Annotated in this window: 11 protein-coding genes; all 11 read left to right on the top strand. The window is 71.4% G+C overall.

Annotated elements, in window-relative coordinates; all coding sequences use genetic code 11:
* Positions 1-36 precede the first annotated feature (36 nt).
* The 11 genes from FVS66_RS14585 (at position 37) to FVS66_RS14535 (ending at position 14,191) form a co-directional block, all read left to right on the top strand.
* Entirely contained in the window at positions 37-2,052 is a 2,016-nt protein-coding gene (locus tag FVS66_RS14585; RefSeq protein WP_149181620.1) for a penicillin-binding protein 2, read from the top strand.
* Between the two features lie 17 nt (positions 2,053-2,069).
* Complete coding sequence (locus tag FVS66_RS14580) at positions 2,070-3,755, top strand: UDP-N-acetylmuramoyl-L-alanyl-D-glutamate--2,6-diaminopimelate ligase (RefSeq protein WP_149181619.1); 1,686 nt, start codon at positions 2,070-2,072, stop codon at positions 3,753-3,755.
* Between the two features lie 4 nt (positions 3,756-3,759).
* The gene (gene murF / locus FVS66_RS14575; RefSeq protein WP_149181618.1) at positions 3,760-5,175 is read left to right on the top strand and encodes a UDP-N-acetylmuramoyl-tripeptide--D-alanyl-D-alanine ligase; all 1,416 of its coding nucleotides are present in this window, start codon (positions 3,760-3,762) and stop codon (positions 5,173-5,175) included.
* The gene (mraY, locus tag FVS66_RS14570) at positions 5,172-6,242 is read left to right on the top strand and encodes a phospho-N-acetylmuramoyl-pentapeptide-transferase (protein ID WP_149181617.1); all 1,071 of its coding nucleotides are present in this window, start codon (positions 5,172-5,174) and stop codon (positions 6,240-6,242) included. The genes murF and mraY overlap by 4 nt, the downstream gene beginning before the upstream one ends.
* Positions 6,224-7,696, top strand: coding sequence for a UDP-N-acetylmuramoyl-L-alanine--D-glutamate ligase (gene murD, locus FVS66_RS14565; protein WP_149181616.1), 1,473 nt, complete (start codon positions 6,224-6,226; stop codon positions 7,694-7,696). The genes mraY and murD overlap by 19 nt, the downstream gene beginning before the upstream one ends.
* Before the next feature lie 50 nt (positions 7,697-7,746).
* On the top strand, positions 7,747-9,267 hold the full coding sequence (ftsW, locus tag FVS66_RS14560) for a putative lipid II flippase FtsW (RefSeq protein WP_262386995.1): 1,521 nt from the start codon (positions 7,747-7,749) through the stop codon (positions 9,265-9,267).
* 6 nt (positions 9,268-9,273) lie between these two features.
* Complete coding sequence (gene murG, locus FVS66_RS14555) at positions 9,274-10,362, top strand: undecaprenyldiphospho-muramoylpentapeptide beta-N-acetylglucosaminyltransferase (RefSeq protein ID WP_149181615.1); 1,089 nt, start codon at positions 9,274-9,276, stop codon at positions 10,360-10,362.
* A 33-nt stretch (positions 10,363-10,395) separates the two neighbouring features.
* Positions 10,396-11,211, top strand: coding sequence for an FtsQ-type POTRA domain-containing protein (locus FVS66_RS14550; RefSeq protein ID WP_149181614.1), 816 nt, complete (start codon positions 10,396-10,398; stop codon positions 11,209-11,211).
* A 279-nt stretch (positions 11,212-11,490) separates the two neighbouring features.
* Entirely contained in the window at positions 11,491-12,714 is a 1,224-nt protein-coding gene (gene ftsZ / locus FVS66_RS14545; protein ID WP_149181613.1) for a cell division protein FtsZ, read from the top strand.
* Between the two features lie 20 nt (positions 12,715-12,734).
* A complete protein-coding gene (gene pgeF, locus FVS66_RS14540) occupies positions 12,735-13,475 on the top strand; it encodes a peptidoglycan editing factor PgeF (RefSeq protein ID WP_149181612.1) in 741 nt (246 codons plus the stop codon).
* On the top strand, positions 13,472-14,191 hold the full coding sequence (locus tag FVS66_RS14535; protein WP_149181611.1) for a YggS family pyridoxal phosphate-dependent enzyme: 720 nt from the start codon (positions 13,472-13,474) through the stop codon (positions 14,189-14,191). The genes pgeF and FVS66_RS14535 overlap by 4 nt, the downstream gene beginning before the upstream one ends.
* The last annotated feature ends 90 nt before the right edge of the window (positions 14,192-14,281 follow it).

Below are 14,281 nucleotides of genomic sequence, written 5' to 3'. Positions count from 1 at the left end.
ACGACCCCGGCCCCGACGCCCCCCGGCAGGTGAGCAGTGCCCCCCAAGCAACCTCCGCGCCGCCGCGTCCCCCGCCCCACCGGACGCCCCACCGGACGCCCCGGCGGCGACAGCGGCCGTACGAACCGCACCGGCCGCCCCCACCCCGCGGCGCGCCCGGCCGCCCGCCGACCACGCCAGGCGCAGCCCCGGCCGGCCGCCGGACGGTCGCGCCCCCTCCGGCTCGGCAACCCGCGCCCCCGGCTCCGCCTGGTCAGCCTCGGCCTGACCCTCGTCATGCTGGCGTTCGTCGTACGCCTCCTCCAGGTCCAGGCCGTCGACGCCGCCGCGTACGCCGCGAAGGCCGAGAAGAACCGCTACCTCAGCCACAAGCTGGCCGCCGAGCGAGGCGAGATCACCGACCGCTCCGGTATCGCCCTCGCCACCAGCGTCGACGCGTACGACATCACCGCCGACCCGAAGATGTTCACCCCGCAGGAGAGCAAGGTCCCCGACGCGCCCGAGCAGGCCGCCGCCCTCCTCGCCCCGATCCTGGGCAGGGACCCCGCAGACCTCGTCCGCACCCTCAAGTCCCCGCCGTCCCCCCGCTACGCCGTCCTGGCCCGCAAGCAGACCCCTCAGGTCTGGAATCAGATCAAGGACCTCAAGAACCTCTTCGCCAGGAAGGCCCGCGAGGAGAAGGCCAAGGGCGGCCCCGGCGTCAGCGTCCTCGCCGGCGTACTCAGCGAGAAGAGCAGCAAGCGCGTCTATCCGAACGGCAACCTCGGCGCCGGGATAATCGGCTACGTAAACGCCGAGGGCCGGGGCGCGGGCGGCCTCGAATCCATGCTGGACAAGGAGCTGGCCGGCCAGGACGGCAAGATCACCTACGCGCATTCCGGCGGCCGCCGCGTCCCCACCGCCAGCGCCCGCGAGACCCCGGCCGTGCCCGGCTCCGACATCGAGCTGACCATCGACCGCGACATCCAGTGGGCCGCCCAGAAGGCCATCAGCGAGCAGGTCGCCGCCTCACGGGCCGACCGCGGCTACGTCATCGTCCAGAACACCAGGACCGGTGAGGTCCTCGCCATGGCCAACGCCCCCGGCTTCGACCCCAACGACCTCTCCCAGGCCGACGCCGCCGCCATGGGCAACGCGGCCCTCCAGGACGCCTACGAACCCGGCTCCACCTCCAAGGTCATGTCGATTGCCGCCGTACTCGAAGAGGGCGCCGCCACCCCCGCCACCCATGTCGTCGTCCCCAACCGGCTGCACCGCGGCGACCGGCTCTTCAAGGACGACATCGACCACCCCACCTGGTACCTGACCCTGAACGGCGTCCTCGCCAAGTCGTCGAACATCGGCACCATCCTCGCCACCGGCCAGCTCGGCAAGACCCAGGCGCAGGCCAATCAGGTCCTCCACTCCTATCTGCGCAGGTTCGGCATCGGCAGCCCCACCGGCCTCGGCTACCCCGGCGAGACCTCCGGCATCCTCGCCGAACCCCAGGACTGGAACACCTCCCAGCAGTACACGATCCCCTTCGGCCAGGGCCTCTCCCTCAACGCCATGCAGGCCGCGTCCGTCTACTCGACCATCGCCAACGACGGTGTACGCGTCGAACCCACCCTGATCCGCGGCACCAAGGGGCCCGACGGCCACTTCACCCCGGCCCCCACCCCCGAGAAGACCCGTGTCGTGAGCGAGAAGACCGCGAAAACCCTCGCCGCCATGCTGGAATCGGTCGTCGAGGACGAGGAGGGCACCGGAACCAAGGCCGCCATCCCCGGCTACCGCGTCGCCGGCAAGACCGGCACCGCCAACCGCGTCGACCCGGAACTCGGCCGCTACAAGGGCTACACCGCCTCCTTCGCGGGCTTCGCACCCGCCGACGATCCGCGGATCACCGTCTACTGCGCCATCCAGAACCCCACCAAGGGCAGCTACTTCGGAGGCCAGATCTGCGGCCCCATCTACAAGAAGGTCATGGAGTTCGCCCTGAAGACCCAGCACGTCGCGCCGACCGGAAAGCAGCCCCCGCGGATGCCGGTCACCTTCAAACCCGGCACCTGAGCAGAGGGGAGCCCCCAGTGACAACGATCACGCCCGACCCCGAGAACCGGTCCGGCACCCACCGTGGCCCGGCCGCCTCATTTAGCCCGATCACGGGTACGCCCGGTACGCTCACCGCCGTGCCACACCGTGATCAGTCCACAAGCACCGACCAGGACGCCCCCGCGAAACAGCCGGGAGCGCCCCGTCCGGTCCAGGTCCGCCCCACCCCCCTCGGCGAACTGGCCGCCCGGCTGGGAGCCCCCGCTCCGTACGAGCCGCACCGGCCGTACGAGGGGCAGGTCACCGGTATCACCCACGACTCCCGGGCCGTACGCCCCGGAGACGTGTACGCCGCGCTGCCGGGCGCCCGCCTCCACGGCGCCGACTTCGCCGCCCAGGCCGCCGACCTCGGAGCCGTCGCCGTCCTCACCGACCCGGCGGGTGCCGACCGCGCCGCGGTGACGGGCCTGCCGGTCCTGGTCGTCGACGACCCGCGGGCCCGGATGGGCGAGCTCGCCGCGGACATCTACGGCCGACCGGGCAGGGATCTCCTCCAGATCGGCATCACCGGAACCTCCGGCAAGACCACCACGGCCTACCTCGTCGAGGGCGGGCTGAAGGCGGCCGGGCACAAGCCCGGACTGATCGGCACCGTCGAGATGCGCATCGGCGAGGAGCGCATCAAGTCGGAGCGGACCACCCCGGAGGCCACGGATCTCCAGGCGCTGTTCGCCGTCATGCGGGAACGCGGCGTCGAGGCCGTCGCCATGGAGGTGTCCAGCCACGCCCTCGTGCTCGGCCGGGTCGACGGCTGCGTCTTCGACGTCGCCGTCTTCAACAACCTCAGCCCGGAGCACATGGAGTTCCACTCCGGCATGGAGGACTACTTCCAGGCCAAGGCCCAGCTGTTCACTCCGCGCCGCTCCCGCCAAGGAGTCGTCAACCTCGACGACGAGTACGGGAAGAGGCTGGTGAACGAGGCCACCGTGCCCGTCGTCACCTTCTCCGCCGAGGGCCACCCGGACGCCGACTGGCGCGCCGACGACGTCGAAATCGGCCCCCTGGGCAGCACGTTCACCATCGTCGGCCCCAAGGACGAGCGCATCGTCGCCAGGGCACCGCTGCCCGGCCCGTTCAACGTCGCCAACACCCTCGCCGCCGTCGTCACCCTCGCCGTCGCCGGGATCGACCCGCAGATCGCCGCCGACGGAGTCGCCGCCGTGCCCGGAGTCCCCGGCCGCCTGGAGCGCGTCGACGCCGGGCAGCCGTACCTAGCGGTCGTCGACTACGCCCACAAGACCGACGCGGTCGAATCGGTGCTGCGCTCCCTGCGCAAGGTCACCGAGGGGAAGCTGCACATCGTGCTCGGCTGCGGCGGCGACCGGGACGTCACCAAGCGCGGCCCCATGGGCGCCGCCGCGGCACGCCTCGCCGACACCGCCGTACTGACCTCCGACAACCCACGCTCCGAGGACCCCCTCGCGATCCTCGCCGCGATGCTCGCGGGCGCGGCCCAGGTGCCGATCCACGAGCGGGGCACCGTCGTCGTGGACGAGGACCGGGCCTCCGCGATCGCCGCCGCCGTGGCCCAGGCACAGCCGGGCGACACCGTGCTCGTCGCGGGCAAGGGCCACGAGCAGGGCCAGGACATCGCAGGCGTGGTCCGCCCCTTCGACGACCGCCAGGTCCTGCGGGAAGCCATCCAGAACAGTCAGGGATGAAGAAGTGATCGCCCTCTCCCTCACCGAGATCGCCGCAATCGTCGGCGGGCAGACGTACGACATACCGGATCCGGCCGTCCAGGTCACCGGCCCCGTCGTGTACGACTCCCGACAGGTCGAGCCCGGCAGTCTCTTCGCCGCGTTCGCCGGCGAGCACGCAGACGGCCACGACTACGCCCAGGGCGCCGTCGCGGCCGGGGCGGTGGCCGTCCTGGCCACCCGCCCCGTCGGCGTACCCGCCATCGTCGTACCCGACGTGACGGCCGCCCTCGGCGCGCTCGCCCGCACCGTGGTCGAGCGCCTCGGCACCACCGTCGTGGCCCTGACCGGCTCGGCCGGCAAGACCAGCACCAAGGACCTCGTCGCGCAGCTCCTGCAGCGCAAGGGCCCCACCGTCTGGCCCGCCGGGAACCTCAACAACGAGATCGGGCTGCCGGTGACCGCCCTGCGGGCCGCCGAGGACACCCGGCACCTGGTCCTGGAGATGGGTGCCCGCGGTGTCGGGCACATCCGCTATCTCACCGAGCTGACCCCGCCCCGCATCGGCCTCGTCCTCAACGTCGGCACCGCCCACATCGGCGAGTTCGGTGGCCGCGACCGGATCGCCCAGGCCAAGGGCGAACTCGTCGAGGCCCTCCCGCCGGCCGAGGAGGGTGGCGTGGCCGTCCTCAACGCCGACGACCCCCTCGTGAAGGGCATGGCCTCCCGCACCAAGGCGCGCGTGGTCCTGTTCGGAGAGTCGGCGGAAGCGGCCGTACGTGCCGAAAATGTCCGGCTCACAGAGAACGGACAGCCCTCTTTCAGTCTTCACACACCCACCGGGTGCAGCGACGTGACCATGCGCCTGTACGGTGAGCACCACGTGTCGAACGCGCTCGCCGCGGCCGCCGTCGCCCATGAGCTGGGCATGCCCGTGCACGAGATCGCCGCCGCGCTCTCCGAGGCGGGCACCCTCTCCCGCTGGCGCATGGAGGTCACCGAGCGTCCGGACGGTGTGACGATCGTCAACGACGCCTACAACGCGAACCCCGAGTCCATGCGGGCCGCCCTGCGCGCGCTGGCGGCCATGGGCAGGGGGCGCCGTACGTGGGCGGTGCTCGGCCTCATGGCCGAGCTCGGCGACGAGGCGCTCGCCGAGCACGACGCGGTCGGACGGCTTGCCGTCCGGCTCAATGTCGGGAAGCTCGTCGCAGTCGGGGGCAGGGAAGCGTCCTGGCTGCAACTGGGCGCATATAACGAGGGTTCGTGGGGTGAGGAGTCGGTGCACGTGTCCGACGCGCAGGCGGCGATCGACCTGTTGCGCAGTGAACTGCGTCCGGGTGACGTCGTGCTGGTGAAGGCTTCCAGGTCGGTCGGGCTCGAGCGGGTCGCCCAGGCACTGCTCGAGAACACCACCGAGGGCGAGGTCGCCGGCCGATGAGGCAGATCCTCTTCGCGGGAGCCATCGGGCTCTTCCTGACACTGATCGGTACGCCGCTGCTGATCAAGCTCCTGGCCCGCAAGGGATACGGGCAGTTCATCCGGGACGACGGCCCGCGCACGCACGGCAGCAAGAAGGGCACGCCCACCATGGGCGGCATCTCCTTCATCCTGGCCACGCTCATCGCGTACGCCCTGGCCAAGGTCATCACCGGCGAGGACCCGACGTACTCGGGTGTCCTGGTGCTGTTCCTGATGGCCGGCATGGGCCTCGTCGGCTTTCTCGACGACTACATCAAGATCGTCAAGCAGCGCTCCCTCGGTCTGCGCGCCAAGGCCAAGATGGCCGGCCAGCTGATCGTCGGTATCGCCTTCGCCGTACTCGCACTGCAGTTCTCCGACAAGCGCGGACTGGCCCCGGCCTCCACCAAGCTGTCGTTCATCACCGACTTCGGCTGGACCATCGGCCCGGTGCTGTTCGTCGTCTGGGCGCTGTTCATGATCCTGGCGATGTCGAACGGCGTGAACCTGACGGACGGTCTGGACGGCCTGGCCACCGGCGCGTCCGTGATGGTCTTCGGCGCGTACACCTTCATCGGGCTCTGGCAGTTCCAGGAGTCCTGCGTCAACGCGCGGACCCTGACGAACCCCAACGCCTGCTTCGAGGTACGAGACCCGCTCGACCTCGCCGTCGTCGCCTCCGCCCTCATGGGCGCCTGCTTCGGCTTCCTGTGGTGGAACACCTCGCCCGCGAAGATCTTCATGGGTGACACCGGCTCGCTCGCCCTCGGCGGCGCACTCGCCGGTCTCGCCATCACCTCCCGCACGGAGCTGCTGCTGGCGATCCTCGGCGGCCTCTTCGTGCTGATCACCCTCTCCGTGGTCATCCAGGTCGGCTCCTTCCGCATGACCGGCAAGCGCGTCTTCCGCATGGCGCCGCTCCAGCACCACTTCGAGCTGAAGGGCTGGTCCGAAGTCCTTGTCGTGGTCCGGTTCTGGATCATTCAGGGCATGTGCGTCATCGTGGGTCTGGGGCTCTTCTACGCGGGATGGGCAGCCGACAAGTGAGCACCAACGTGCCGGAGTGGCAGGGCAAGAAGGTCACCGTCGCCGGTCTCGGTGTGAGCGGCGTCCCCGCCGCGCGCGTCCTGCACGGCCTGGGCGCGCATGTCACGGTCGTCAACGACGGCGAGGACGAGCGCGCCCGCGCCCAGGCGGCGGAGCTCGAAGCCGAGGGCATCACGGTACGGCTCGGTGGCCGGGCCGCATCCGACAGCGGCTGCGCAGCGGGCCTCCCCGAGGGCACCGAGCTGATCGTCACCGCCCCCGGCTGGCGCCCCGACAATCCCCTGTTCGCCGCCGCCGACGCGGCCGGCGTCCCGGTCTGGGGCGACGTGGAGCTGGCCTGGCAGCTGCGTGGCCTCGCCGGGCGGAAGCCCGCGCCCTGGCTCGCGGTCACCGGCACCAACGGCAAGACCACGACGGTCCGGATGCTCGCCTCCATCCTGGAGGCCGCGGGCCTCCGGACCGCCGCCGTCGGCAACATCGGCGTCTCCCTCCTCGACGCCGTCCTCGGCGACGAGGAGTACGACGTCCTCGCCGTCGAGCTGTCCAGCTACCAGCTGCACTGGGCGCCCAGCGTCCGCGCCCACTCGGCCGCCGTGCTCAATCTGGCGCCCGACCATCTCGACTGGCACGGCTCCATGGAGGCGTACGCCGCCGACAAGGGCCGTGTCTACCAGGGCAACACCGTCGCCTGCGTCTACAACGCCGCCGACAAGGCCACCGAGGACCTGGTCCGCGAGGCCGACGTCGAGGAGGGCTGCCGTGCCATCGGCTTCACCCTCGGCACCCCGGGCCCGTCCCAGGTCGGCATCGTCGAGGACCTCCTCGTGGACCGTGCCTTCGTCGAGAACCGGCAGAAGCAGGCCCAGGAGCTCGCCCAGGTCTCCGATGTCCGGCCGCCGGCCCCGCACAACATCGCCAACGCCCTCGCCGCGGCCGCCCTGGCCCGCGCCTTCGGCGTCGAGCCGTCGGCCGTGCGCGAGGGCCTGCGGAACTTCCGCCCGGACGCCCACCGCATCGAGTACGTCGAGGAGGTCGCCGGCGTCTCGTACATCGACGACTCCAAGGCCACCAACACGCACGCGGCCGAGGCGTCGCTGGCCTCCTACGACCCGATCGTCTGGATCGCCGGCGGCCTCGCCAAGGGGGCCACCTTCGACGAGCTCGTCGCCAAGTCGGCGGAGCGGCTGCGCGGTGTCGTACTCATCGGCGCCGACCGCGACCTGATCCGCGAAGCCCTCGCGCGACACGCCCCGCAGGTGCCGGTGGTCGACCTCGACCGGACCGACACTGGGGCGATGGCGGCGGCGGTCCAGGAGGCGGCGCGGCTCGCCCGGCCGGGGGACACGGTGCTCCTCGCCCCGGCCTGCGCCTCGATGGACATGTTCGTCAACTACAACAAGCGGGGTGAGGCGTTCGCGGACGCCGTCCGCGCCCACGCCGCCGGGCACGCCTGACCAGCCGCCAGGTCCGGCGCCGCCGGACACGACTGGAGGGGACAGCGACGATGCCGGCCGAGCAGACCGCCGACGGACGCCCGGAGCCGTGCGCGCCAGGTACCACGCGCGCGCGTCTGGCCGCTGTGGTGCGCGCCGTACTCCCGCGGCCTGCCCTCACCGCGGCGGGAGCGGGACCGGCTCCGGCACCGGCGGCCGCTCCCCTCGCCGCCGTACCCGGGCTCGCGCTGCGTACCGGGACCGCGGGGCCCCGCAAGGCGGCGGTCCCCGGAGTCCGGGGCCGTACACGTGCCCCGGGCTCGGGCCGCCCACCGCGCGGCCGGCGGGTGCGGCGGCTGTACGAGCGGGCGCGCCGGGCCTGGGACCGGCCCCTGACCGCGTACTACGTGATCCTCGGCGCCAGCCTGCTGATCACCGTGCTAGGCCTCGTCATGGTGTACTCCGCGTCGATCATCAAGGCGCTGGAGCTGTCCCTGCCCGCCACGTACTTCTTCCGCAAGCAGTTCCTCGCCGCCGCCATCGGCGCCGCTCTGCTCCTGCTGGCCTCCCGGATGCCGGTCAAACTGCACCGGGCCCTGGCGTACCCGCTGCTCATGGGCACCGTCTTCCTGATGGTGCTGGTCCAGATCCCCGGGATAGGGCACGAGGTCAACGGCAACCAGAACTGGATCTACCTCGGCGGACCGTTTCAGCTCCAGCCCAGCGAGTTCGGCAAGCTGGCACTGATCCTCTGGGGGGCCGACCTCCTCGCGCGGAAGCAGGACAAGCGGCTGCTCACGCAGTGGAAGCACCTGCTGGTCCCGCTCGTCCCGGTCGCCTTCCTGCTGCTCGGCCTGATCATGCTGGGCGGCGACATGGGCACGGCCATGATCCTCACCGCGATCCTCTTCGGCCTGCTGTGGCTGGCCGGAGCCCCGACCCGGCTGTTCGCCGGCGTCCTCGCCGTCGCCGGCGTCCTCGGCGCGACCCTGATCGGGACCAGCTCCAACCGCATGGCGCGGATCGCCTGCATCGGTGCCACCGACCCGGGACCGGGGGACGCGTGCTGGCAGGCGGTGCACGGCATCTATGCTCTGGCGTCCGGCGGATGGTTCGGTTCCGGTCTGGGGGCGAGTGTGGAAAAATGGGGCCAACTCCCCGAACCGCACACCGACTTCATCTTCGCCATCACCGGGGAGGAACTGGGGCTGGCGGGGACGCTGTCGGTGCTCGCCCTGTTCGCGGCTCTAGGCTATGCGGGTATTCGCGTGGCCGGACGCACGGAGGACCCCTTCGTGAGGTACGCCGCGGGAGGCGTGACCACCTGGATCACGGCCCAGGCCGTGATCAACATCGGTGCGGTGCTCGGTCTGCTGCCGATCGCCGGTGTCCCGCTCCCGCTGTTCTCCTACGGAGGCTCCGCCCTGCTGCCGACCATGTTCGCCGTGGGGCTGCTGATCGCTTTCGCGCGAGAAGAGCCCGCGGCGAAAGCGGCCCTGGCCGTCCGAGAGCCCCGATTCGGGGGACGGGCCGGGGTGAGTTGGATGTCGATGCGACGGCGCGTCAAGAAGCGCCCGTCCGGAGAGCGGTGAATTTCGGTGCATGTCGTACTCGCCGGCGGGGGGACCGCCGGCCACATCGAGCCCGCGCTCGCCCTCGCGGATGCCCTGCGCAGGCAGGACCCGAGCATGGGGATCACGGCCCTCGGTACGGAGCGGGGGCTGGAGACCCGGCTCGTGCCCGAGCGGGGCTACGAGCTGGCGCTCATCCCCGCCGTACCACTGCCGCGCAAGCCCACCCCCGAGCTGATCACCGTGCCCGGGCGGCTGCGCGGCACGATCAAGGCCGCCGAGCAGGTCCTCGAGCGCACCAAGGCGGACTGCGTCGTCGGCTTCGGCGGCTATGTGGCGCTGCCCGGCTACCTGGCCGCCAAACGGCTCGGCGTGCCGATCGTCGTCCACGAGGCCAACGCCCGGCCGGGCCTGGCCAACAAGATCGGCTCCCGGTACGCATCGGCGGTCGCCGTCGCCACGCCCGACAGCAAGCTGCGCAACGCCCGCTACATCGGGATCCCGCTGCGCCACACGATCGCGACCCTCGACCGTGCCCGGGTCCGCCCCGAGGCGCGCGCCGCGTTCGGGCTCGACCCGAACCTGCCCACACTGCTGGTCTCCGGCGGCTCTCAGGGTGCCCGCCGGCTCAACGAGGTGGTGCAGCAGATCGCCCCGGTGCTCCAGCGCTCCGGGATCCAGATCCTGCACGCGGTGGGCCCGAAGAACGAGGTGCCACACGTCGACAACATGCCCGGTATGCCGCCGTACATCCCGGTACCGTATGTGGACCGGATGGACCTCGCATACGCCGCCGCGGACATGATGCTCTGCCGGGCGGGCGCGATGACCGTCGCCGAACTCTCCGCCGTCGGGCTCCCCGCCGCGTACGTCCCGCTGCCGATCGGCAACGGCGAACAGCGGCTCAACGCCCAGCCGGTGGTCAAGGCCGGCGGCGGTCTGCTGGTCGACGACGCCGAGCTGACCCCCGAGTGGGTCCAGGGCAACGTCCTCCCCGTGCTCGCCGACCCGCACCGGCTGTACGAGATGTCCCGGGCCGCCGCCGAGTTCGGCCGCCGGGACGCCGACCAGCTGCTCGTCGGCATGGTCTACGAGGCGATCGCGGCACGCCGGTAGGGGCGTGTCCCGGCTGAGGGAAGGGCAGGGAGCATGGCCGGACCGACGACCGCGGAGCGCGGCGCCAAGGGGCCCGCGGGCGGGTCGCCGGGCCGGTCCGCCCAGCAGCGGGACCCGGAGGAGGACGGCGGTGGGCGGCGACGCCTGACGCGCCGCCGCAGCGCCCTGCTCCTCGCCCTCGCCGCGCTCACGCTCGTCGGGAGCGGGGTCTGGCTCCTGTACGGCTCCGCCTGGTTGCGCGTCGAGGACGTCACCGTGTCCGGCACGCGGGTTCTGACGCCCGGCCAGGTCAGATCCGCGGCCGCCGCACCCCTCGGCGCGCCCCTGGTCTCCGTCGACACGGACGCCATCGAGGAGCGGCTCCGCCGGAAGCTGCCCCGCATCGACTCGGTCGACGTCGTCCGCTCATGGCCGCACGGAATCGGTCTCGAAGTGACCGAACGTGAACCGGTTCTGCTGGTCCAACGGGGCGGTGAGTACATCGAGGTGGACGCGAAGGGCGTCCGCTACGCCACGGTCGGCACCGCCCCCGCCGGGGTGCCTCTGCTGCATCTCTCGGCCGACCGGTCGCCGAGCCTGCGCCGCTTCGACGCCGGCCGGCTGACCCGTGAGGCGGTCGGCGTGGCGGCCGGCCTCCCTGACCGGATCGGCCGGGACCTGCTGTCCGTGCGGGTGCGTTCGTACGACTCCCTCACGCTGGAGCTGACGGGCGGCCGGACGGTGTTCTGGGGGAGCGGCGAGGACCGCGAGGCGAAGGCGCGTGCGCTTCTCGCACTGATGAAGGCGGCGCCCAAAGCCGGGCACTTCGACGTGAGCGCTCCGAGCGCCCCTGCCGCATCGCGGAGTTGACGCACATCTGCGCTGGCCAGCACCCTGGTTGGTCAGCGCTATGGGCGATCACATAGGGTGAAAAGAAAAACGGGAGGTTCGGCGTGTTCGTTGAACGTGCGCCACTTGTCGACTTAGTGTCCTGTTCGGAAGAGTCCAGGGAGCAGGCACACTGGTAACCCTAAACTTTAACGTTAGGGTTTGGGTCGGCGATTCGGACCGTCCCTTCGGCATCCGCCGTCGCGGCGCGCCACGCAGCGCGGAGCGGCGGCACGTAACTCGAGGCGAGAGGCCTTCGACGTGGCAGCACCGCAGAACTACCTCGCAGTCATCAAGGTCATCGGTGTCGGCGGCGGTGGTGTCAATGCCATCAACCGAATGATCGAGGTCGGTCTCAAGGGCGTCGAGTTCATCGCCATCAACACTGACGCACAAGCTCTGTTGATGAGCGACGCCGACGTCAAGCTGGACGTCGGTCGCGAACTCACCCGCGGCCTCGGGGCCGGGGCCAACCCGGCAGTCGGTCGCAAGGCGGCAGAGGACCACCGTGAGGAGATCGAGGAGGTCCTCAAGGGGGCCGACATGGTCTTCGTCACCGCCGGTGAGGGCGGCGGCACCGGCACCGGCGGCGCACCCGTCGTCGCCAACATCGCGCGCTCCCTCGGCGCCCTGACCATCGGTGTGGTCACCCGTCCCTTCACCTTCGAGGGCCGGCGCCGCGCCAACCAGGCGGAGGACGGCATCGCCGAGCTCCGCGAAGAAGTCGACACCCTCATCGTCATCCCCAACGACCGGCTGCTGTCCATCTCGGACCGCCAGGTCAGCGTGCTCGACGCGTTCAAGTCCGCCGACCAGGTGCTCCTCTCCGGTGTCCAGGGAATCACGGACCTCATCACCACGCCGGGCCTCATCAACCTCGACTTCGCCGACGTCAAGTCGGTCATGTCCGAGGCCGGCTCGGCGCTCATGGGCATCGGTTCCGCGCGTGGTGACGACCGCGCCGTGGCTGCCGCGGAGATGGCGATCTCCTCGCCACTCCTGGAGGCGTCCATCGACGGCGCCCGCGGCGTACTGCTCTCCATCTCCGGCGGCTCCGACCTCGGCCTGTTCGAGATCAACGAAGCTGCCCAGCTGGTAAGTGAGGCCGCCCACCCCGAGGCCAACATCATCTTCGGTGCCGTCATCGACGACGCCCTGGGTGACGAGGTACGGGTCACGGTCATCGCGGCCGGTTTCGACGGCGGCCAGCCGCCCGCCCGGCGCGACAACGTCCTCGGTGCCTCGGCGCCCAAGCGCGAGGAGTCCGCCCCGCCCCCGCCGCGCGCCACCGAGCCCGCGCGCCCCGTGAGCAGCGGCCTCGGCGCGGTCCCGGTACGCGAGGAGCCCCCGGCCACCCCGGCCGAGCCGGCTCCGGTGGCCGGAGAGACCCCGCTCTCGCCGGTCACACCGCCGTCGATCCCGACGACCCGCCCCTACCAGGACACCCAGGCCGAAGAGCTGGACGTCCCCGACTTCCTGAAGTGACGGCCTGAAGTGATCCTGACGTGATAGGGCAGCACGACACCGTGGACGGCGCGCATTTCGCCTTCACCGACCGGTGGGGCGGGGTGAGCGCCGTTCCGTACGAGGAGCTCAACCTCGGCGGCGCCGTCGGTGACGACCCCGCCGCCGTACTTGCCAACCGGAAGCTCGCCGCCGAGACGCTCGGCATCGACCCGGGCCCGGTCGTCTGGATGAACCAGGTGCACGGCCGGGACGTCCATGTGGTCGACGGCCCCTGGCCGGCGGAAGCGGAAGTTCCGGAAGGGGACGCCGTCGTCACCGCCCGACGCGGCCTCCCGCTCGCCGTACTCACCGCCGACTGTGTTCCCGTACTGCTCGCCGATCCGGCGGCGGGTGTCGTGGCCGCGGCCCACGCGGGACGCCCCGGCATGGTGACGGGGGTCGTCCCGGCGGCGGTGGAGACCATGATCACACTCGGGGCGGAGCCGTCCCGGATCGTCGCCAGAACAGGCCCGGCCGTCTGCGGCCGCTGCTACGAGGTGCCCGAGGCCATGCGCGCCGACGTCGCCGCGGTCGAGCCGGCCGCCCGGGCCGAGACCAGCTGGGGAACCCCGGCCGTCGACGTCGTCGCCGGGGTCCACGCCCAGCTGGAGCGACTGGGCGTACGCGACCGGCGGGCCTCCGGTGTCTGCACCCGCGAGTCGGGCGACCACTTCTCGTACCGCCGGGACCGCACCACCGGGCGGCTCGCCGGATATGTCTGGTTGGACGGTAGGGCATGACGGACCGCAGGACCGAACTCGCGGAGAATCTGGCGCGGGTGGAGGAACGTATCGTCGCCGCCTGCGCGGCGGCCGGACGCCCGCGCGAGGACGTGACCCTGATCGTGGTCACCAAGACGTACCCCGCCGACGATGTCCGGCTCCTCCATGAACTCGGCGTCCGCCATGTCGCCGAGAACCGGGACCAGGACGCCGCCCCTAAGGCCGCCGCCTGCGCCGATCTCGATCTGATCTGGCACTTCGTCGGTCAGCTCCAGACCAACAAGGTGCGTTCCGTGGTCGGTTATGCCCAGGTCGTGCAGTCGGTCGACCGGTTGAAGCTGGTTTCGGCACTGTCCTCGGCCGCCGTGCGGGCCCGGCGGGAGGTCGACTGTCTGCTCCAGGTGGCGCTCGACGCCCAGTCCGGCGAGCGGGGCGAGCGCGGGGGCGTCGCGCCGGAGGGCATCGAGGAGTTGGCGGCGGCCGTCGACGACGCGCCCGGGCTCCGGCTCGGCGGTCTGATGACCGTGGCGCCGCTGGCCGGGCCCTACGCGGGCCGTCAACGGGCCGCTTTCGACCGGCTGATGGAATTCTCATCCAGCCTGCGCGCGACCCGCCCGGCTGCGAACATGGTGTCAGCAGGGATGAGTGCGGACCTCGAGGACGCGGTGGCGGCCGGAGCGACACATGTGCGCATCGGTACGGCGGTGCTCGGAGTCCGACCTCGGCTCGGGTAACGTCGCGAAGCAAGTCGGACCACAGTAGAAAATATGGTCTTTTCCGCCGAACAGCGGACAGGCCCAGTGGATCGCGGGCGCGACCTGACG

The sequence above is a fragment of the Streptomyces sp. TRM49041 genome, from assembly GCF_008271805.1.
In the GTDB taxonomy this organism is placed as follows: Bacteria; Actinomycetota; Actinomycetes; order Streptomycetales; family Streptomycetaceae; genus Streptomyces.
The sequence above is the reverse complement of the archived record's forward strand: the minus strand, read 5'-3'. Positions and strand labels throughout refer to the sequence as shown.

Coding starts and splice junctions, on each gene's coding strand:
- mraY (WP_149181617.1), top strand. CDS start 5,172: ATGAGGCAGATCCTCTTCGCGGGAGCCATCGGGCTCTTCCTGACACTG.
- murD (WP_149181616.1), top strand. CDS start 6,224: ATGGGCAGCCGACAAGTGAGCACCAACGTGCCGGAGTGGCAGGGCAAG.
- ftsW (WP_262386995.1), top strand. CDS start 7,747: ATGCCGGCCGAGCAGACCGCCGACGGACGCCCGGAGCCGTGCGCGCCA.
- FVS66_RS14550 (WP_149181614.1), top strand. CDS start 10,396: ATGGCCGGACCGACGACCGCGGAGCGCGGCGCCAAGGGGCCCGCGGGC.
- FVS66_RS14535 (WP_149181611.1), top strand. CDS start 13,472: ATGACGGACCGCAGGACCGAACTCGCGGAGAATCTGGCGCGGGTGGAG.